Below are 18,784 nucleotides of genomic sequence, written 5' to 3'. Positions count from 1 at the left end.
CTGTAAACAAGGCATCCGGCTCGATGCGGTAAGGTGTAGCCCCACACCCCTTATCTCTTCATTCCCGGAGTACCGAATGACCGGATTGTTCATCGTGGTGGCGGCGCTGGCGTTCCTGATGCTGGCGGCGTATCGAGGCTATAGCGTGATCCTGTGCGCGCCCATCGCGGCCATGGGCGCGGTGCTGCTGACCGACCCGTCGGCGCTGGCGCCCGTGTTCTCGGGCATCTTCATGGAGCGCATGGCGGGCTTCGCCAAGCTCTACTTCCCCGTGTTTTTGCTGGGCGCAGTGTTCGGCAAGCTGATCGAGCTGTCGGGCTTCTCGCGCGCCATCGTGCAGGCAGTGCTGCGCCTGATCGGCGCCGAACGCGCCATCATGGCCATCGTGCTGGTCTGCGCGGTGCTGACCTACGGCGGCGTGTCGCTATTCGTGGTGGTGTTCGCGGTGTATCCGTTCGCGGCCGAGATGTTCCGCCAGGGCGGCATCCCGAAACGGCTGATGCCGGGCGCGATCGCGCTGGGCGCGTTCACGTTCACCATGACCGCGCTGCCCGGCACGCCGCAGATCCAGAACATCATCCCCACCACTTTCTTCGAAACCACCACCTGGGCCGCGCCGTGGCTGGGCCTGATCGGCGCCTGCTTCACGCTGACCGCCGGCATCGCCTACCTGGAGTGGCGGCGCAAGCGCGCGGCAGCCGCGGGCGAGACCTACGGCACCGACCTGCGCAACGAACCGGTCACGCCGCCCAATGAACGCGAGCACCATCCGCTGATCGCGCTGCTGCCGCTGGTGGTGGTGGGCGTCGCCAACTACCTGCTGACGCGCTGGATACCGGGCTGGTATCCGGCCGGCTCCGAAGTCGCGCTGCCGGGCCTGCCCAAGCCCATGCCCGTCAACGCCGAGGACCAGGTGGCGCTGTGGGCGGTGATGGGCGCGCTGATCGCGGGCATCGTCACCATCCTGCTGTTCTCGTTCCGCGGCATCAAGGCGCATTTCGCCGAAGGCAGCAAGAGCGCGGTGTCGGGCGCGTTGCTGGCCTCGATGAACACCGCAGCGGAATACGGCTTTGGCGGCGTCATCGCCGCCCTGCCCGGCTTCCTGCTGGTGGCCGACGCGCTCAAGGCCATCCCCGACCCGTTGGTGGGCGAGGCGGTGGCCGTGACCTCGCTGGCCGGCATCACGGGTTCCGCCTCGGGCGGCATGAGCATCGCGTTGGCGGCCATGGCGCAGACCTTCATCGACAGCGCCCACGCGGCGGGCATCCCGATGGAAGTGCTGCACCGGATCGCCGCCATGGCCAGCGGCGGCATGGACACGCTGCCCCACAACGGCGCGGTGATCACGTTGCTGGCGGTCACGGGCCTGACGCACCGGCAGTCCTACGGCGACATCTTCGCCATCACGCTGATATCGACCACTTCGGTCTTCCTGGCGATCGCGGTGTACTACCTGACCGGCATCGTCTGAGCCAGGCCGGCGGCGATGACCTCCGCCAACCATTGCGTGAAGACGCGCACCCGCGCCGACACCTGGCGGTTCTGCGGATACAGCACCGACACAGGCATGGGCGCGGGCGGCGCGCCGGGCAGCACGATCTTCAACTCGCCCGCCGCCAGCTCGCGCTCGACGCGGTAGCGCGGCACCTGCACCAATCCCAGGCCGGCCAGCGCCGCACCGGTGTAGAGCTCCGCGCCAGTCACGCTGACCACGGCCCTGGGGCGTACCTGCACGTTCTTGCCGTCGACCATGAAATCGAGCGGCAGGCTGCGCCCAGTGGCGCTGGACAGATAGTCCACCGCCCGATGGCCTTCCAGATCTTCCAGCCGCCGCGGCTCGCCGTGGCGCGCCAGATAGGCGGGGCTGGCCACCGTGACTTGCGGCATCAGCGCGATCTGGCGTCCCACCAGCGAGGAATCCTGCAGCGTGCCGGTGCGCAGCACGCAGTCCACGCCTTCGCGCACCAGGTCCACCAGCCGGTCGTCCTCGCCCAGTTGCAGCACGATGTCGGGATAGCGTTCCAGAAAGGCCGGCAGGCCGGGCATGACGAAGAACCTGGCCAGCGTGCCCTGCGCATTGACGCGCAACAGGCCCTTGGGCGAGGTGTCCAGGAAGGCGCCGTCGGCCTCTTCCAGATCCGCCAGGAGCCGCACGCAGCGCTGGTAGTGGGCCTCGCCATCATGGGTCAGCCGCACCTGGCGCGTGGTGCGTTCAAGCAGCCGCGCCCCGAGGCGCGCTTCCATCCGCTTGACCAGATTGGTGACCGTGGGCCGCGGAATCTGCAGGTCCTCTGCCGCCTTGGAAAAGCTACGCCTTTCGGCGATGCGCACGAACACCTGCATTTCCTGGAACCGGTCCATTGTCACTCGCCCATTATTAATGCAGATGAAATTATGTTAGCGAATATAGAGTAATTATCTTTTTTCTGGAATAGTTCAAGATACGCCTCACCCCCATCCAACCGGAGATACGACATGAACACCCAGGCCACGCAACGCATCGCGCTCGTCACCGGCGGATCGCGCGGCATAGGCGCCGCCATCGTCCGCCGCCTGGCGCGCGACGGCCACGCCGTCGCCATCAACTACGCCTCCAGCGCCGCCGAGGCCGAGGCGCTTGCCGACGAAATCCGCGCCGCGGGCGGCCGCGCCCTGGCAGTGCGCGCCGACGTGTCCCGGGCGGACCAGGTGCGCGCCATGTTCGACCAGGTGGAAGCGGGACTGGGCCGCATCGACGTCCTGGTCAACAGCGCCGGCATCCTGAAGATGGTGCCGCTGGCCGAGACCAGCGACGAGCTCTACGAGCAGACCTTCGGCATCAACACCCGCGGCACCTTCAACACGCTGCGCGAAGCTGCCACGCGCTTGGCCGACGGAGGCAGCATCGTCAACGTGTCCAGCACCACCATCGCGCTCAACCTGCCGAACTACTCCGTCTACATCGCCAGCAAGGCAGCGGTGGAAAGCCTGACACAGGTGTTCGCCAAGGAATTGCGCGGCCGCCGCATCACGGTCAACGCGGTGGCGCCCGGCCCCGTCGCCACCGACCTCTTCCTGAACGGCAAGAGTCCCGAGCTGATCGAGCACTACGCCAAGATGCCGCCCCTCGAACGCCTGGGCCAGCCCGATGACATTGCCAACGTGGTGTCGTTCCTGGCAGGCCCCGAGGCAGGCTGGGTCAACGGCCAGATCCTGCGCGCCAACGGCGGCGTCGCCTGACCCGGCCCATCCCAGAACCGCAAAACGCAAGTCCGCGCGCGGCCGCTCGGCCGCGCCATCCCTCATCCCTACGCATGAGCGCGCAGCCTTTGGCGCGCGCGCGGCGCATCGCCCCGATAGCCGCGAATTTGCGTGTATCCCTCATCCGTTTTACCCATGCCCCCATCGCCTGATGGGTTGAGCGGTTGCGTCCGCTCATCGCGTTTCTCCGTTGATCACTCGGGCCTTTGACTTACGGACAAGTCTGGCCAGCTGGACGAGGTTTGCATGAGACGAGAGCCGGAAGGTCTGTATTAGGCTGATCCCGTAGTACTCCGACTCACCTTGATCAATTGGACGAAAGTAAATGAATCAACTCATTCATCCGGATTGCCACCCCTTCACCGCCGCAGGCAACCTGAAGCAGCTCTCGGCGTTCTACGAGGAGGGACGTCGGGTCATGTGGATGATGCTGCGCGCTCAACCGCGTCCGTGCTTCAACCATGAATTGATCGACGAGATCATGACCCTGGCGCGCGCCGCCAAAGACTCCGGCCTGCCCATCGATTTCTGGGTCACCGGCTCGCTCGTTCCTCAGATCTACAACGTGGGCGGCGATCTGAATTTCTTCGCGGAAGCCATACGCACCGGCAAGCGCGAAGCGCTGCGGGCGTACGCCCGGGCTTGCGTGGATTGCGTGCATGCCGCCACCCGCGGCTTCGACACCGGCGCGATCTCGCTGGCGATGATCGAAGGCACCGCCCTGGGCGGCGGCTTCGAGGCCGCGTTGGCCCACCACTTCGTGCTGGCGCAGAACACCGCCCGCATGGGCTTTCCTGAAATGGCGTTCAACCTCTTCCCTGGCATGGGCGGCTACTCGCTGGTGGCACGGCGTTCGGGCATGAAGCTGGCCGAAGAGCTGATCGGCACGGGCGAATCCCATACCGCCGAATGGTTCCATGGCCGCGGCCTGGTCGACGTGCTGTTCGAGCCGGGCGACGCCTACAAGGCCACGCGCACCTTCATCGACGTGATGCGGCCCAAGCTCAACGGCATGCGCGCCATGCTGCGCGCGCGCCAGCGCGTGCTGAGCCTGTCGCGCTCGGAGCTGATGGACATCACGGAAGATTGGGTCGAAGCCGCGTTCTCGATCGACCCGAAGGACCGCGCCTACATGGAGCGCCTGGTGATGGCGCAGAACCGCCGCAGTTCTTCCAGCGCGGAGTCCGCGCTGGAAGCCACCATGCATTGATGCGGTAAGGCGCTGCCGGCTGCGTCAGGCAATGAGATGCAGCCGGCGGCGCTGGGCTAGCCAGGCGGTGAACTCCGCCGCCGGCATGGGCTTGGCGTACAGGTAGCCCTGTTTGGCGTCCACGCCCAGGGTGTCGACGAACACGGCCTCTTCGGTCGTTTCCACGCCCTCGGCGATCACCTTCAGCTCCAGCGTGCGCGCCACCGCGACGATGGCGCGCGCCAGCGCCTGCGACACCGGGTTCTCGTTGACGCCGCGCACGAAGCTCGCGTCCAGCTTGATCGCGTCCAGCGGAATGCGGGCAAGCTGCGACAGCGAGGAATAGCCCGTGCCGAAGTCGTCCAGATGAACGCGCGCGCCCAGTTGCCGGAACTGCTTGATCAGTTCGATGGCGGCGCCTTCGTCGTCGATCAGGCAGCTTTCGGTCAGTTCGATGTCCAGCAGGCAGGGATCCAGACTGGCGTCGCCGATGGCGCGCATGAAGTCGCTGACCACGCCCTTGTCGTTCAACTGCCGCGCCGACACGTTGATGGCGATGCGGATGTTCAGGCCGTCGCGCTTCCAGGCCGCGGCCTGCCTGGCCGCTTCACGCATGACCCACACGCCCAGCGGCGAGATCAGGCCGGATTCCTCGGCATAGGGAATGAAGACGCTGGGGCCGACCATGCCGCGCTCCGGCGAGCGCCAGCGCACCAGGGCTTCGACCCCATCGACCTCGCCGTTGCGGCCGGCCAGCTTGGGCTGGTAATACAGCATCAGATGGTCTTCGGCCAGCGCCTTGCGCAGATTGGTGTCCAGCCAGACGTAGTCCGCGTTGCGGCGGTCCATCTCGGGTTGGAATACGCGGTAGGTATGGCGTCCCGCTTCCTTGGCCACATACATGGCGATGTCGGCGCTGCGCACCACGCTGTCCAGGTCGGCGCCGTGGTCGGGATACATGGCGATGCCGATGGAGCAACTGGTGTAGACCTCGATCAGCCCCTGACGGAAAGGCTCGCGCAGCCGTTCGATGATGCGCTGGGCGGTCGCCTCCAGTTCCCAGGTCTGCGCGGCCTCGTGCAGCACGATGAATTCGTCGCCGCCCAACCGCGCCAGCGTCTGGCCTTCTGCCAAGCAGGACGAGATCGCGACCGCCACCGACTTGAGCAGACGGTCGCCGAAGCCGTGGCCGTAGTGGTCGTTGATGCGCTTGAAATTGTCCAGGTCCAGGAACAGCACGCCGCCCCGTCCATCCTGCCCCGCCGCCAACGCCGTCTTCAGCCGCGTGGTGATCGCGTGACGGTTGGGCAGGTTGGTCAGCATGTCGGTGTTGGCCAGCACCCGCAGGCGCTCCTGCGCCTGGCGTTCCTCGGTGATGTCGGTGCCCGAGCAGATCAGGTAGACGCGCTTTTCGCCGCTGCCGCTGGTGACGAACTTGTTGCGGAACAGGAAGAGGCGCGGTCCCTTGACCGTATTGATGAGGCGCTCGGCCTCGTAGGATTGCCCGCGCTTGTAGAACTCGGCGATATTGCGGCGCGAGGCGATTGCCTCTTCGCGCGTCATGAACATCTCGAACACGCTGCGGCCGATGATGTCCTGCTCGCGCTTGCCGGTGTATTCCTCGCTGAGCTTGTTGAAGCGTTGCACCCGGCCGTTCTGGTCCACGATGACGATGACCGAGTTGGCCTCGGACACGACGGTCTCGGCGAAGGACAGGCCTTCGACCAGATCCTTGGCCACGGATTCGGTATCGGAATGGGCGGACGCGGTGCCGGCCCATTCGTTGGGATTGATCTTGCGGCCCACCAGATGGAGCCGGAGCATGTCGCCGTACAACGAGATGTCGATGCGCACGCTGGAAGTGATGCCCGTCAGGCTGCGTATCGTCTCGGCTTGTTCCGGGCGCAATGCCATTGCGATATTGGCTGCGCCCTTGACTGCTGCAAGTTCGAACGCGTCGCTATCGGCGGACAGACGCCAATACGGACTGTGCGTTCCGAAATGCGTGTACAGAATCGACTTTTCGTCCTGGTCGTCTGTCATTGTTATCCCCCTTCTGCCGTCCCGGGAAGGCCCGCAAACTACATTACGGCCTAGTCTATTCGGGGTCAACCACTGTATACAATCTCGCGAGGGTTTTATTGCGATTTATTGCGTCCCCTTTGGCGGTTCATAGCGCAAAAGTTTGCATCCACCCTTTTTTCAGTGCGTATTCCCCAGTTTGCGCGCAAGCCTTGTTGCGTCTTTCACGAGCGCGCGCGCAAACAAAATCGCCGGAGGTTCCGGGCGGAACTTCCGGCGGGTGACGTATAGCCACAACTTTAGGGGTATTAATCCCCCTTCACGCCCGCGTCGTCGATGACTTTGGTCCAACGCGCCAGTTCGGCCGACACGCGGGCGCCGGCGTCGGCCGGCGTAGTCCAGGTGGCGATGGCGCCCTGGTTCAGCAGCGAGGCCTGGACCTCAGGCTTGGCCAGGATCTTCTTCAGTTCGCCATTCAAGCGCTGGATCACGGGCGCCGGAGTATTGGCGGGCGCCACGATGCCGAACATCGAACTGACCTCGAAATCCTTCAGGCCGGCTTCGGCCGCGGTCGGCACGTCCGGCAGCGCGTCCACGCGTTGCGCCGACGTCACCGCCAGCGCGCGCAGCTTGCCGGCCTTGATGTTGCCCTGTGCCGCGGGCACGGTCTCGATCATGCTGAGCACCTGCCCGCCCATCAGGTCGGTCATCGCCGGGCCGCTGCCCTTGTAGGGTACGTGCAGTACGTCCACGCCGGCGGTGCGCTTGAACATTTCGGCGGCCAGATGCTGCGGCGAGCCGTTGCCGGCCGAACCCATGGTGATGTACCCGGGCTTGGACTTGGCCAGCGCGATGAACTCGGCCAGCGTTTTCGCCTGCACCGACGGATTCACCACGAACACCAGCGGCACCGTGCCCACGATGGACACCGGCGCGAAGCTCTTCTCCACGTCATAGGTGACGCGGCCGCGGTACAAGGCGGCGTTGATGGAATGGCTGGTCAGCGCGCCCATCAGCAGCGTGTAGCCATCGGGCTGCGCCTTGGCGACCTGGTCGGCGCCGATGTTGCCGGCGGCGCCCGCGCGGTTCTCCACGATCACCGACTGGCCCAGCGCGCCGGTCAGCTCCTGCGCCAGCACGCGGCCGATCACGTCGGTCGCGCCTCCGGGCGGGTACGGCACGATCATGCGGATGGGCTTGTCGGGGTAGGCGTCGGCGGCCAGGGCGGGAGCGGACACGCCGGCGCACAAGGCCAGCAGGGAAAACAACACGGCGCGGCGCGGCCGCAGACGCAGGTCTGACATGTAGGTCTCCTGCCGGGATGAGTATAGGAATGAAACGGACGCCCGGCTCGTCAACCGCGCCAGTGTAGGTTCACCTTCTTGATTGAAGAATCAGAATTTTTCTATCGACTGATCTACATACAGGATCAATCAAAAGGCGCCGATAAATCGCTTGCAGCCACTTTCAAAGGCTGGATATGATGCCGCCATCAGATTATCAATAATATTATCGAGATAAATAATGAAGGACGAGATCAAGAAGGACGCAGCCGCGCCGGGCCCTTTCAGCAGTGACGGCGCCACCGCTCGAGGCGTGGCCCGCGGGCTCACCAACTACGGCGACACCGGCTTTTCGCTGTTCCTGCGCAAGGCCTTCATCAAGGGCGCGGGCTTGACCGACGACGCCTTGTCGCGCCCCATCATAGGCATCGTCAATACGGGCAGCAGCTACAACCCCTGCCATGGCAACGCGCCGCAACTGGTCGAAGCAGTCAAGCGCGGCGTCATGCTGGCCGGCGGCCTGCCCATGGACTTTCCCACCATTTCGGTGCACGAGAGCTTCTCCCAGCCCACCAGCATGTACCTGCGCAACCTCATGTCCATGGACACCGAGGAAATGATCCGGGCCCAGCCCATGGACGCGGTGGTATTGATCGGCGGCTGCGACAAGACCGTGCCGGCCCAACTGATGGGCGCGGCGTCTGCCGGCGTGCCCGCCATCCAGCTGGTCACGGGGTCCATGCTGACCGGCTCGCACCGCGGCGAGCGCGTGGGCGCCTGCACCGACTGCCGCCGCTACTGGGGCCGCTACCGCGCCGAAGAGATCGACACGGCCGAGATCGCGGACGTGAACAACCAGCTGGTCGCCAGCGTGGGCACCTGTTCCGTGATGGGCACGGCCAGCACCATGGCCTGCATCACCGAAGCCCTGGGCATGATGGTGGCCGGCGGTGCGTCGGCCCCGGCCGTCACCGCCGACCGCGTGCGCGTCGCCGAGAAGACCGGCGCCACGGCGGTCGCCATGGCCGCCTCGCGCCTGACGCCCGACCGCATCCTTACCGGCAAATCCATCGAGAACGCCCTGCGCGTGCTGCTGGCCATCGGCGGCTCCACCAACGGCATCGTGCACCTGACGGCGATCGCCGGCCGCCTGGGCATAGACATCGACCTGGCCGGCCTGGACCGCATCAGCCGCGAAACGCCCGTGCTGGTCGACCTGAAGCCCTCCGGCCAGCACTACATGGAAGACTTCCACCACGCCGGCGGCATGCCGGCCCTGTTGCGCGAGCTGCGCCCCTACCTGCACCTGGACGCGCTGACCGTGTCGGGCCGCACGCTGGGCGAGGAACTCGACGACGCCCCGCCCGCCTTCGCGCAGGACGTGATCCGCACCGCGGCCTCGCCCATCTACCCGGTGGGCGGCCTGGCCGTGCTGCGCGGCAATCTGGCGCCGGGCGGCGCCATCATCAAGCAATCCGCCGCCAATCCCAAGCTGATGGAGCACGAGGGCCGCGCCGTCGTGTTCGAGGACGCCGAGGACATGGCGCGGCGCATCGACGACGAGGCGCTGGATGTCACCGCCGAAGACATCCTGGTGCTCAAGCGCATCGGCCCGACCGGCGCGCCCGGCATGCCCGAAGCCGGCTACATGCCCATCCCCAGGAAGCTGGCGCGCGCCGGCGTGAAGGACATGGTGCGCATCTCCGACGGCCGCATGAGCGGCACCGCCGCCGGCACCATCGTGCTGCACGTCACGCCCGAAGCCGCCATCGGCGGCCCGTTGGCCTACGTGCAGAACGGCGACCGCATCCGCCTGTCGGTGGCCAACCGCGAGATCGCGCTGCTGGTGGACGACGCCGAACTGGCGCGCCGCGCCGCGGCCCAGCCCATCGTCCGCCCCGTCGCCGAACGCGGCTACCGCAAGCTGTTCCTGCAGACCGTGACCCAGGCCGACCAGGGCGTCGACTTCGACTTCCTGCGCGCCGCCGTCACGCGCGACACCGTGCCGAAAAAGTAGGCGGCAAGCCCATGGACGCCATCGCACCCGACTCCATGCCGATGCCGGCCCCGGACGCCGCGCAGGCCGCGGTCGCCATCCTGGAAGAAGACATTGTCTTCGGCCGGCTGCACCCCCGCCAGCGCCTGACCGAAGATGAACTCATGGCGCGCTTTTCGCTCAAGCGCCATGTGGTGCGCCAGGTCCTGGCCGACCTCGAGGCGCTGGGCGTAGTGGAAAAAAAGCGCAACATCGGCGCGGTCGTGCGCGCATACGCGGTGCGCGAAGTCATGGAGCTGTATGCGCTGCGCCAAATGCTGGAAGTGCATGCCGCCAGCCAGATCCCGCTGCCCGTGCCGCAGGCGCGGCTGGCGGCGCTGGTGGCCGTGCAGCGCGAACACGATGCGGCGGTAGCCGATGGCGACGCGCGCCGCGTGTTCCGCAGCAACCAGCGCTTTCATCGCGAGTTCTTCGGTTTGCTGGACAACGCGGTGCTGGGCCAGGCCATCGAGGAATACGCCCGGCGCACCCACCCCATCCGCTTCGGTTCGCTGGCCGCGGCCGGCTACCGCGAACGCGCCCGCCAGGAACACTGGGCCATGATCCACGCACTGCGGGATGGCGACCGGGAGGGATTGATGGCGCTGTGCCGGGAGCACCTGCTGCCGTCGCGGGACGCTTATCTGGCGGCGGAACAGGCGCGGCTGGGGGCATGAGCCCACACCCGGCGCCGGTCGCCAGGCGACCGCGCCGCGCCTAAAATGGTGTTCCCAGCCACAGGACGCGGCTGCGTTGAATCTGAAGACCGCCCCGCGCGGCCGCTTTGGAGTCGAACATCATGAACACTGCTCCTAGTGATCGTGTTTTCTCCGGATCCATCCCGCAGTTCTACCAGCGGTACATGGTTCCTCTCGTCTTCCAGCCCTATGCCGCAGACATCGCCGCACGAACGGCGGCGCTGCATCCTGCGGCCGTGCTGGAGATCGCCGCAGGCACAGGCGTAGTGACGCGCCAACTCGCGGAGCAGTTGCCCGCCGGCGCGGCCATCGTCGCCACCGATCTGAACCCGGCCATGCTGGAACAAGCCCAGACGCTGGGCGCAAGCCGCGCCATCACCTGGCGCCAGGCCGACGCCCTGCAACTGCCTTTTGAGGATCAGGCCTTCGATGCCGTGGTGTGCCAGTTCGGCTACATGTTCCTGCCGGACAAGGCTGCGGCCTACGCCGAAGCGCGCCGGGTCTTGCGGCCGGGCGGCGCCTTCCTGTTCAACGTCTGGGACCGCATCGAGGACAACGCGTTTGCCGATACGGTGGAACAGGCCCTGGCGCGGCTGTTCCCCGGTGATCCTCCCAGGTTCATGAGCCGGATTCCGCATGGTTATTACGACGCGGCCGTCATCAGAGCCGACCTGGCCCGCGCCGGATTCACCGGCCGCCAGACGCTGGAAACCATTGCATTCGAAAGCCGCGCCGACACGCCGCAGACGGCTGCAATCGCCTATTGCCAGGGCACGCCGCTGCGCAACGAGATCGAGGCCCGCGGCGCGGACATGCTGGGGCAGGCGGTCCATGCCGCGACCGATGCGCTGCGTGCGCGCTACGGCGCGGGGCCCATCGCAGGAAAGATCCAGGCGCATGTGATCACGGCGCCGCGCGGCGCATAGCTGCGCGACGGCCGCGCGATGAACCGGCGGCGGGCGGCCGTTTGTCCCGCCGCGCCGTCCCGGTTAAGCTTGCAACCTTCTCCCCTTCCACCGGAGCACTCAGAGTGAACAAGTAAATGCCGGGATGCCCACGCATCTTGCCCCCCTCGCTGCCTGGCGCGCGAGCCGCATTGCTTGTTCGATTCTGATGTCTTGCAGGACCTGGCCCCTATCGGCGCGCCGCGTCCTGCTCCCTTCAGGCACAGGCTCGCGGATCGCGTGTCCATCGGCAGTTTTCCCCTTTTGACAGAAGGAAAACGCAATGCCTGCGACTGACACCATCGATATCTATGAACACAACCGCGCCGCCTGGGACCGCCAGGCCGCGCAGCAATGCGCCTGGTCGCAACCGGTCGGCCCCGAAACGATCGACGCCGCGCGCCGCGGAGACTGGCAGGTGCACATCACGCCGCGCGCCCTGCCCGCGGATTGGCTGCCGGCGATGTATCCGGTTCCGCGCATCCTGTGCCTGGCCTCCGCCGGCGGCCAACAGGCGCCCGTGCTGGCCGCGGCCGGCGCGGACGTGACCGTGTTCGACGCTTCGCCGCTGCAACTGGCCCAGGACGACATGGTCGCGCGCCGCGACAGCCTGGCGCTCGCAACCGTGCAGGGAGACATGCGGGATCTCTCGGCGTTCGCCGACGCGTCCTTCGACTGCATCGTGCATCCGATCTCCAACCTGTACGTGCCCGACGTGCGGCCTGTTTGGCGGGAGTGCTTCAGGGTGCTGAAGCATGGCGGCAGGCTGCTCAGCAGCTTCTACAACCCGGTCGTGTTCGTCGGCGACCGCGCGCCGGAACTGACCGAGCAGGGCCTGATCCGGCCGCGCTTCCGGCTGCCCTACTCGGACCTGCGCGACCTGAGCGCATCGGAACTGGCGGAAAAGCAAGGCCGGGGCGACGCGCTGGTGTTCGGGCACAGCCTGGGCGAACAGATCGGCGGCCAGCTGGAAGCCGGGTTCCTGCTGAAGGGGTTTTATGAAGATGAACAGCCCCAGCCGCGCTTCCTGATCGACCGCTTCCTGCCGACGTTCCTGGCCACATACGCAGTCAAGCCCTAAAGATCAAGGGGCGTCCCCTGGACGCCCCTGCCACCTCACTTGAACGGATTGGCGTCCGCGCCGTAGGCGCTGCCCCCGTAGCCGCTGCCCCCGACCTCCAGCGAGACCGAACTCGGGTCGACCACCGCAGCCGTCCCCTTGTAGTGCATCACCATGCCCGGGAAGGCCATCACCGCGGCCACCATCAGCAGCTGGATCACGATGAACGGCACCGAGCCCCAGTAGATCTGCCCCGTCGTGACCGGCTCGATCATCTTGCCCGTGACCCGGTCCTTGTAGCGGTCCCGTGGCGCCACCGACCGCAGGTAGAACAGCGCGAATCCGAACGGCGGATGCATGAACGAGGTCTGCATGTTGACGGCCAGGATCACGCCGAACCAGATCAGGTCGATGCCCAGCTTGTCGGCCACCGGCCCCAGCAGCGGCACGATGATGAACGCCAGTTCGAAGAAGTCCAGGAAGAATGCCAGCACGAAGGTCAGGATGCTGACCACGATCAGGAAGCCCCACTGTCCGCCCGGCAAGCCGGTCAGCAGATGCTCGACCCACAGGTCGCCGTTGACGGCGCGGAAGGTCAGGCCGAACACGGTGGAACCCACCAGGATGAACACGACGAAGCAAGACAGCTTGGTAGTCGTATCCATCGCCTGCTTGAGCAGGTCCAGCGACAGGCGGCGGCGCGCCACCGCCATCAGGATGGCGCCCACCGCGCCCATGGCGCCGCCCTCGGTCGGCGTGGCCACGCCGATGAAGATGGTGCCCAGCACCAGGAAGATCAGCGCCAGCGGCGGGATCATCACGAAGGTCACGCGCTCGGCCAGGGCCGACAGCAGGCCCAGGCCCAGCGCCTTGTTCACCAGCGCGATGACGAAGGCGGTCGCGCCCCAGAACAGCAGCGCCACCACGATGCGCTCATCCATCGGCGCGGTGTGGTTCTCGACCCAGCGGCCCAGAAAGTATGCCGACACGGCGGAAATCGTCATCAGCACCAGCAGCGAACGTCCGCCGCGGCCACCATTCGGCTCCTGGAAGCGGCGAGCCTCTTCCGGCAGCGCGGGCGCCGAATCCGGCTTCAGCAGGCTCATGATGACGACATAGACGATGTACAGGCCGGCCAGGATGAAGCCCGGCACCATGGCGGCGCGGTAGATGTCGCCGATGGAACGTCCAAGCTGGTCCGCCAGGATGATGAGCACGAGCGAAGGCGGAATGATCTGCGACAAGGTGCCGGACGCGGCGATCACGCCGCTGGCCAGCTTGCGGTCATAGCCGTTGCGCAACATGATCGGCAGCGATATCAAGCCCATGGAAATGACCGACGCCGACACCACGCCCGTGGTCGCGGCCAGCATCGCGCCCACGAACACCACCGCGATGGCCAGGCCGCCGCGGATCGAGCCGAACAGCTGGCCTATGGTCTCCAACAGGTCCTCGGCCATGCCGGATCGCTCCAGTACCAGGCCCATCAGCGTGAAGAACGGCACCGCCAGCAGCGTGTCGTTGGAAATGATGCCGAACACCCGCTGCGGCAGCGCCTGGAACAGCGAGGAGTTGAGCAGGCCCAGCTCCATGCCGACCAGGCCGAACAGGATGCCGTTGGCCGCCAGCGCGAACGCCACCGGAAAGCCCAACAGTAGAAAGATGATCAGCGTCGCGAACATGATCGGCGCCAGATTGGCAATGAGAAACTCCATGATCAGCGACCCTTGTTGTTCAGTTCGTTCTGCGCGGCCGCCTCGCGCGCCTGCGCTTCGCGGGCGATTTCCTCGGCCAGTTCTTCTTCCGCGCTCTTGGCTCCCTCGCGTTCGCGCGGATCGCGGCAACGTCCCATCAGGAAGCCCACGCACTTGATCAGATGCGACAGCCCGGCCAGCACCAGCAGCGCGAAGCCCACCGGAATCAGCAGCTTCACCGGCCAGCGGATCAGTCCGCCCGAATTGGAGGAATATTCGTTGCTGAGGTACGAATCCATGAACACCGGCCAGGACAGGTACATGATCAGCAGGCAGGCCGGCATCAGGAAGAACAGCACGCCGAAGATCTCGATCCCGATCTGCGCGCGGCGCGACAGCCGCGACGCAATGATGTCCACCCTGACGTGGTCGTTTTTCAGCAGGGTGTAGCCTGCGGTCAGCAGGAACATGGCGCCGAACATGTACCACTGCAGCTCCAGCCAGGCGTTGGAGCTGTCGTGGAATATCTTGCGCATGATGGCGTTGCCGGCGCTGACCAGCACAACCAGCAGCGTGACCCAGGACACGGCCCGGCCCATGCGTAGATTGATCGCGTCTATGCCACGCGACAAGGCGAGTAGTGCTTGCATCTGTTTTCCCCAGAATCGTTTCTAATCACGCACCTGCCCCACATTCAGCCCGTGGTGCCCCGGGCTTGAACCCATCAATCGTCTTCGCGGTGGTGGCGCAGCCAGGGCGTCAGGCGCCGTTCCAGCCACACCAGCAAGGCAAACAGCAGCATGCCCATCAGGGCCAGCACGAAGATCGCGGCGAACACCCGCACCGTGTCGAAGGTGCCCTGGGCACTCATGATCACGTAGCCCAAACCGCGCTGCGAGGACACGAACTCGCCCACGATGGCGCCCACCAGCGCCAGCGAAATCGAGACCTTCATGCCCGCCAGGATCGAAGGCAACGCGCTGGGCAGCCGCACCTTGAAGAAGAAATCGCGCCGCGAACCCTTCAGCACGCGCCCCAGGTCCAGCACGTCCTGCGGCACCGAGCGCAGGCCATGGACGGTGTCCACGATCATCGCGAACACGGCGATCAGGAAGGCGATGGCGATCTTGGGTTCCGCGCCCGTGCCCATCCAGATCACGAACAGCGGCGCGATGGCGACCTTGGGCACGCTGTTCAGCGCCACGATCAGGGGATAGATGAAGCGTTCGAACCAGCGCGACCCCACCAGCATGACGGCAATCGCCACCCCGGCCACCACTGCCAGCGCAAAGCCCGCCAGCGTGGTCATCAGTGTGTAGGCGGCGTGGCCGGCATACCAGCTCCATTCCGCGGCCAGCTCCAGCGCCACCTGGCCGGGCAGCGGCAGCATGATGGCGCGTACATGGAAGATCCGCGCGGCGGCTTCCCACAGCAGCAGGAAGACCAGCACCGACACCAATCCGGCCATGCGCCGGCCCGCCCCTTTCAAGAGCGCGCTCATTGGACGGACTCCAGTCCGGACGCGGCGCGCGCGCCCTCATCTATCAGGCCCATGCTCTGGAACATGCCGCGGATGTGCCGCACGTATTCGCCGAATTGCGGCGTCTCGCGCAACGCCAGCGGCCGGGGCCGCGGCAGGTCGATTTCTATGGTTTCGAGGATCCGGCCCGGGCGCGGCGAGAACACCATCACCACGTCGCCCAGGAATACCGCCTCGGCGATGCCGTGCGTCACGAACAACACCGTGTTGCGAGTTTCCATCCAGATCCGCTGCAGCTCGACGTTCATCTGGTCGCGCGTCAGCGCGTCCAGCGCGCCGAACGGTTCGTCCATGAGCAGCAGCTTCGGATCGTCCACCAGCGCCCGGCAGATGGCGGCGCGCTGCCGCATGCCGCCGGACAGTTCGCGCGGATAGCTTTCGGCAAACTTTTCCAGCCCGGTCAGGGCCAGCAGCGCGCGCACCTTGTCGGCATAGGCGGCCACCGGCTTGTGCGCAAACTCCACCGGCAGCAGGATGTTGCGGCGCACGTTGCGCCACTCCAGCAGCGCGTCGCGCTGGAACACCATGCCCATGCCGTCCGGCGGCCCCTGCACGGGCACGCCCTCCACCCGCAGCTCGCCGCTGGAAACGGTCTCCAGCCCGGCCACGCAACGCAGAAAGGTGCTCTTGCCGCAGCCGCTGGGTCCCAGGATGCTGACGAAGCGGCCGCGCGGCACGTCGACCGACACCGACGCCAGCGCTTCCACCCCCGCCGCGCCGGGGTAGCGCTTGCGCACGTCCGTTGCGGACACGGCCCACTGCGTCATGGTTGCACCAGGCTGTCGTAGCGTTCCGGATGCACCAGGTCGGGCGCATAGAACGTGGCGGGCTGCGCGCTGGCGCTGATCAGCCCGACCGTCGACAAGGTGGCGACGGCCTGCGTCCAGTCCTGCGGCACGATGGCGCCCAGCCGCGCGCCCGCCGCCGGCTGGCCGAAATACGGCTGCAAGGCGTCGATCTGCCCGCGCAGCACCTTCTTGTCCAACCGGGCCTGCGGCCGCTGCGCCAGGATGGCGGCGACCGCCTCGTCCTGGTGACCGGCGTAGATGTACTCCCAGGCCCGCGCGCTGACGCTCGCAAAGCGCGCGATGGCGTCGCGCCGCTGCGCCAGCTTGGACTCATTGGCGAACAGGCCGAAACTGGGCATGTTCAGGCCGAAATCGGCGAAGCGCACCGCGCTGGACGGGCGATTCTGCGACACCACGGGCAGGAAGAACGGAATGGTGGAGAATGCCGCGTCGGCCCGCCCCACGGCATAGGTCGACGCCTTGCTGGCGGCGTCCACGTTGATCAGTTCCAGGTCGCTCTTCTTGAGCTTGCCCGCGGCCAGGAAGGCATCGATGAACGGCGCTTCCAAGGAGCCCGCCGTATAGGCCACCTTCTTGCCCTTGAGCTGCGCCGGGCCGGTGATGCCGGCATCGGACGGCACCAGCAGCCCGATGTCGCTCTGCCTGGCGAACACAGCCACGGCCTTGACCGGCATGCCTTTCTCGCGGGCGATCATGGCCGAGGCCAGGGCGGCATGCCCCAGATCGAAGCTGTCGCCGGCGCCAACGATCTGCACCGTCGTCACGGATCCATTGCCGTCCTCCAGCGTCACGTCCAGGCCGGCCTGCTTGTACCAGCCCTTCTGCTGCGCCAGATGGAATGCGCCGTGCACGCCCCAGGGCGTCCAGTCCAGCCGCACCTTCAAAGGCTCCAAAGCCTGGGACCAGGCGGGCGCGCTGAGCGCGACAGCAGCCAGGCCCAACAACGCGTTGCGCCAGTTTCTTGCGAATACCGCGAGCATGATTTTCCCCGTTATGTGCCGACACAGCGCGGCCGCGCCCCGCGGCCGCTGGTACCCCGCGTGTTCAGCCGCCGCGGCCGAACCACCGCTTGATGCGCGCCCACAGCACGCTGAAGAACATGGCTGTGGGATTGAAGCTGGCCTGGACCGGCGCCTCACCCGCGGCAGCGGGTCGGCGCAGTCTGGCCGTGACGTTGTTGCCGAAGTCCGCGATCATGCGGCGCACGAAGTCCTGCACCAGGCCCGAACGCGAAAACTGCGCCAGCGGCCCCTGCAGCGAATACAGCAGGTTCACGTGGACCTGCGTCTCGTTGGCCGACAGCGCCTCCAGGCGATACGTGATGTCGCCGTTGGCGCGCGACTGGCTGAGCGAGTCCTGCCCCGCGCCGCGAAACACCGCCTGCATGGCCGCGTCGTCGCGTTCCAGGCGGGCCGCGCCATTGAAGGCGGCGGACATGGGGCCGAACTTGATCGCGATCTTGCCCTTGACCCGGTCGCCTTCGTGTTCCTCGATCGACGCGCCCGGCAGGCAGCTGGCCAGGGCTGGCAGGTCCACCATGAAGGCCCAGACGTCCGCAGCCGGGAAAGGCACCTTGAAGCCGCCGTCGATCTGGCTGCCACGGCCCTCTTTCTTGCCTTCCTTCTTACCGGCCGGGGCTGCGGCCGGCGCCGGCGCCGCAGCGGCGCTTGCGGCCGGCTGGCTGGCCGACGCTGGCGTGAACCCCGCGAACGCCACCGGTTTTTCCGCTGCTGGCGCGGCGCCCCGGCCCTGCGCCTGAGCGGCGCGCAGCGTCTCTACCGCGGGGTCGGGCTGTTCCCTGAGTTCGGCCAGCACCGACATGACGGCGGCGACGATGCCCATGTATCCGGTGCAGCGGCACAGATTGCCGGACAGCTCCACACGCACCCGGCCTTCGTCCGCATCCGGCAGGCGCAGCACGATATCGCGCGAGGTCGCCAGCATGCCCGGGGTGCAATAGCCGCATTGCAGGGCGTGGTGTTTGGTAAAGGCGGCGCGCAGCCGCTGCATCACCGGATCGGCGTCATAGCCTTCGATGGTGGTCACCTGCCGGCCTTCGCAGGCCACCGCGAACGAGATACAGGAGCGCACCGGTGCGCCATCCACCAGCACCGTGCAGGCGCCGCAGACGCCGTGCTCGCAGCCAAGATGGGTGCCGGTCAGGCGTGCCTGATCCCGCAGGAAATCCCCCAGATGCATGCGCGCGGGCGCCTCGTGCGATACGCGCTTGCCGTTTACTTCCAATGTCACCTGAACCATGCTCATTCCTG

At 66.6% G+C, this 18,784-nt stretch carries 16 protein-coding genes; 7 read left to right on the top strand and 9 right to left on the bottom strand.

Translation table 11 applies throughout. The annotated features are described in order from the left end of the window. Positions 1 to 76 precede the first annotated feature (76 nt). Entirely contained in the window at positions 77 to 1,471 is a 1,395-nt protein-coding gene (locus tag IB258_RS22920) for a GntP family permease (protein WP_119451800.1), read from the top strand. Here IB258_RS22920 and IB258_RS22915 read toward each other — a convergent pair. Beyond that, entirely contained in the window at positions 1,450 to 2,361 is a 912-nt protein-coding gene (locus tag IB258_RS22915) for a LysR family transcriptional regulator (protein ID WP_054459096.1), read from the bottom strand. The two genes, IB258_RS22920 and IB258_RS22915, sit on opposite strands and share 22 nt — an antisense overlap. Before the next feature lie 114 nt (positions 2,362 to 2,475). Here IB258_RS22915 and IB258_RS22910 point away from each other — a divergent pair, with 114 nt between their 5' ends. Together IB258_RS22910 and IB258_RS22905 are read left to right on the top strand one after the other, a co-directional pair. Further along, on the top strand, positions 2,476 to 3,219 hold the full coding sequence (locus tag IB258_RS22910; RefSeq protein WP_119451801.1) for an SDR family oxidoreductase: 744 nt from the start codon (positions 2,476 to 2,478) through the stop codon (positions 3,217 to 3,219). A gap of 346 nt (positions 3,220 to 3,565) precedes the next feature. Then, entirely contained in the window at positions 3,566 to 4,450 is an 885-nt protein-coding gene (locus tag IB258_RS22905) for a crotonase/enoyl-CoA hydratase family protein (RefSeq protein WP_054459094.1), read from the top strand. A gap of 24 nt (positions 4,451 to 4,474) precedes the next feature. On the opposite strand, the gene pdeR is transcribed toward IB258_RS22905, so the two are convergent. After that, a complete protein-coding gene (pdeR, locus tag IB258_RS22900) occupies positions 4,475 to 6,472 on the bottom strand; it encodes a cyclic di-GMP phosphodiesterase (RefSeq protein WP_192353254.1) in 1,998 nt (665 codons plus the stop codon). A 287-nt stretch (positions 6,473 to 6,759) separates the two neighbouring features. Further along, on the bottom strand, positions 6,760 to 7,755 hold the full coding sequence (locus IB258_RS22895; protein ID WP_054459082.1) for a tripartite tricarboxylate transporter substrate binding protein: 996 nt from the start codon (positions 7,753 to 7,755) through the stop codon (positions 6,760 to 6,762). A 220-nt stretch (positions 7,756 to 7,975) separates the two neighbouring features. Here IB258_RS22895 and IB258_RS22890 point away from each other — a divergent pair, with 220 nt between their 5' ends. The 4 genes from IB258_RS22890 (at position 7,976) to IB258_RS22875 (ending at position 12,492) form a co-directional block, all read left to right on the top strand. Next, positions 7,976 to 9,751: an IlvD/Edd family dehydratase gene (locus IB258_RS22890; protein ID WP_192353253.1), complete on the top strand. Its 1,776-nt coding sequence runs from the start codon at positions 7,976 to 7,978 to the stop codon at positions 9,749 to 9,751. Between the two features lie 11 nt (positions 9,752 to 9,762). Next, the gene (locus IB258_RS22885) at positions 9,763 to 10,446 is read left to right on the top strand and encodes a GntR family transcriptional regulator (protein ID WP_125471616.1); all 684 of its coding nucleotides are present in this window, start codon (positions 9,763 to 9,765) and stop codon (positions 10,444 to 10,446) included. 122 nt (positions 10,447 to 10,568) lie between these two features. Continuing rightward, positions 10,569 to 11,393, top strand: a complete 825-nt coding sequence (locus tag IB258_RS22880) for a class I SAM-dependent methyltransferase (protein ID WP_119451805.1) — start codon at positions 10,569 to 10,571, stop codon at positions 11,391 to 11,393. 301 nt (positions 11,394 to 11,694) lie between these two features. Next, positions 11,695 to 12,492: a class I SAM-dependent methyltransferase gene (locus IB258_RS22875; RefSeq protein WP_192353252.1), complete on the top strand. Its 798-nt coding sequence runs from the start codon at positions 11,695 to 11,697 to the stop codon at positions 12,490 to 12,492. Positions 12,493 to 12,527: 35 nt separating this feature from the next. Here the strand turns inward: IB258_RS22875 and IB258_RS22870 are convergent, their stop codons facing one another. The 6 genes from IB258_RS22870 to IB258_RS22845 all read right to left on the bottom strand — a co-directional run bounded on the left by IB258_RS22870 (position 12,528) and on the right by IB258_RS22845 (position 18,779). Next, positions 12,528 to 14,186 (bottom strand): TRAP transporter large permease subunit, encoded by a 1,659-nt coding sequence (locus tag IB258_RS22870; protein ID WP_054459071.1) that lies wholly within the window; start codon positions 14,184 to 14,186, stop codon positions 12,528 to 12,530. Between the two features lie 2 nt (positions 14,187 to 14,188). Beyond that, a complete protein-coding gene (locus IB258_RS22865) occupies positions 14,189 to 14,815 on the bottom strand; it encodes a TRAP transporter small permease subunit (protein ID WP_054459069.1) in 627 nt (208 codons plus the stop codon). 74 nt (positions 14,816 to 14,889) lie between these two features. Next, a complete protein-coding gene (locus tag IB258_RS22860) occupies positions 14,890 to 15,666 on the bottom strand; it encodes an ABC transporter permease (RefSeq protein ID WP_054459065.1) in 777 nt (258 codons plus the stop codon). Continuing rightward, the gene (locus tag IB258_RS22855) at positions 15,663 to 16,472 is read right to left on the bottom strand and encodes an ABC transporter ATP-binding protein (RefSeq protein WP_054459062.1); all 810 of its coding nucleotides are present in this window, start codon (positions 16,470 to 16,472) and stop codon (positions 15,663 to 15,665) included. Before IB258_RS22855 ends, IB258_RS22860 begins: the two co-directional genes overlap by 4 nt. Next, positions 16,469 to 17,494 (bottom strand): ABC transporter substrate-binding protein, encoded by a 1,026-nt coding sequence (locus IB258_RS22850; protein WP_192327210.1) that lies wholly within the window; start codon positions 17,492 to 17,494, stop codon positions 16,469 to 16,471. Before IB258_RS22850 ends, IB258_RS22855 begins: the two co-directional genes overlap by 4 nt. Positions 17,495 to 17,558: 64 nt before the next feature. Next, positions 17,559 to 18,779 (bottom strand): 2Fe-2S iron-sulfur cluster-binding protein, encoded by a 1,221-nt coding sequence (locus IB258_RS22845; protein ID WP_119451808.1) that lies wholly within the window; start codon positions 18,777 to 18,779, stop codon positions 17,559 to 17,561. Between the last annotated feature and the right edge of the window lie 5 nt (positions 18,780 to 18,784).

Origin of the sequence: Achromobacter sp. ACM02 (assembly GCF_014851605.1) — a bacterium.
GTDB classification, from domain to species: Bacteria; Pseudomonadota; Gammaproteobacteria; order Burkholderiales; family Burkholderiaceae_B; genus Achromobacter; species Achromobacter aegrifaciens.
Note: the sequence above shows the minus strand (reverse complement) of the source record. Positions and strands in the feature narration are given on the sequence as shown.

Coding starts and splice junctions, on each gene's coding strand:
- IB258_RS22920 (WP_119451800.1), top strand. CDS start 77: ATGACCGGATTGTTCATCGTGGTGGCGGCGCTGGCGTTCCTGATGCTG.
- IB258_RS22915 (WP_054459096.1), bottom strand. CDS start 2,361: ATGGACCGGTTCCAGGAAATGCAGGTGTTCGTGCGCATCGCCGAAAGG.
- IB258_RS22910 (WP_119451801.1), top strand. CDS start 2,476: ATGAACACCCAGGCCACGCAACGCATCGCGCTCGTCACCGGCGGATCG.
- IB258_RS22905 (WP_054459094.1), top strand. CDS start 3,566: ATGAATCAACTCATTCATCCGGATTGCCACCCCTTCACCGCCGCAGGC.
- pdeR (WP_192353254.1), bottom strand. CDS start 6,472: ATGACAGACGACCAGGACGAAAAGTCGATTCTGTACACGCATTTCGGA.
- IB258_RS22895 (WP_054459082.1), bottom strand. CDS start 7,755: ATGTCAGACCTGCGTCTGCGGCCGCGCCGCGCCGTGTTGTTTTCCCTG.
- IB258_RS22890 (WP_192353253.1), top strand. CDS start 7,976: ATGAAGGACGAGATCAAGAAGGACGCAGCCGCGCCGGGCCCTTTCAGC.
- IB258_RS22885 (WP_125471616.1), top strand. CDS start 9,763: ATGGACGCCATCGCACCCGACTCCATGCCGATGCCGGCCCCGGACGCC.
- IB258_RS22880 (WP_119451805.1), top strand. CDS start 10,569: ATGAACACTGCTCCTAGTGATCGTGTTTTCTCCGGATCCATCCCGCAG.
- IB258_RS22875 (WP_192353252.1), top strand. CDS start 11,695: ATGCCTGCGACTGACACCATCGATATCTATGAACACAACCGCGCCGCC.
- IB258_RS22870 (WP_054459071.1), bottom strand. CDS start 14,186: ATGGAGTTTCTCATTGCCAATCTGGCGCCGATCATGTTCGCGACGCTG.
- IB258_RS22865 (WP_054459069.1), bottom strand. CDS start 14,815: ATGCAAGCACTACTCGCCTTGTCGCGTGGCATAGACGCGATCAATCTA.
- IB258_RS22860 (WP_054459065.1), bottom strand. CDS start 15,666: ATGAGCGCGCTCTTGAAAGGGGCGGGCCGGCGCATGGCCGGATTGGTG.
- IB258_RS22855 (WP_054459062.1), bottom strand. CDS start 16,472: ATGACGCAGTGGGCCGTGTCCGCAACGGACGTGCGCAAGCGCTACCCC.
- IB258_RS22850 (WP_192327210.1), bottom strand. CDS start 17,494: ATGCTCGCGGTATTCGCAAGAAACTGGCGCAACGCGTTGTTGGGCCTG.
- IB258_RS22845 (WP_119451808.1), bottom strand. CDS start 18,779: ATGAGCATGGTTCAGGTGACATTGGAAGTAAACGGCAAGCGCGTATCG.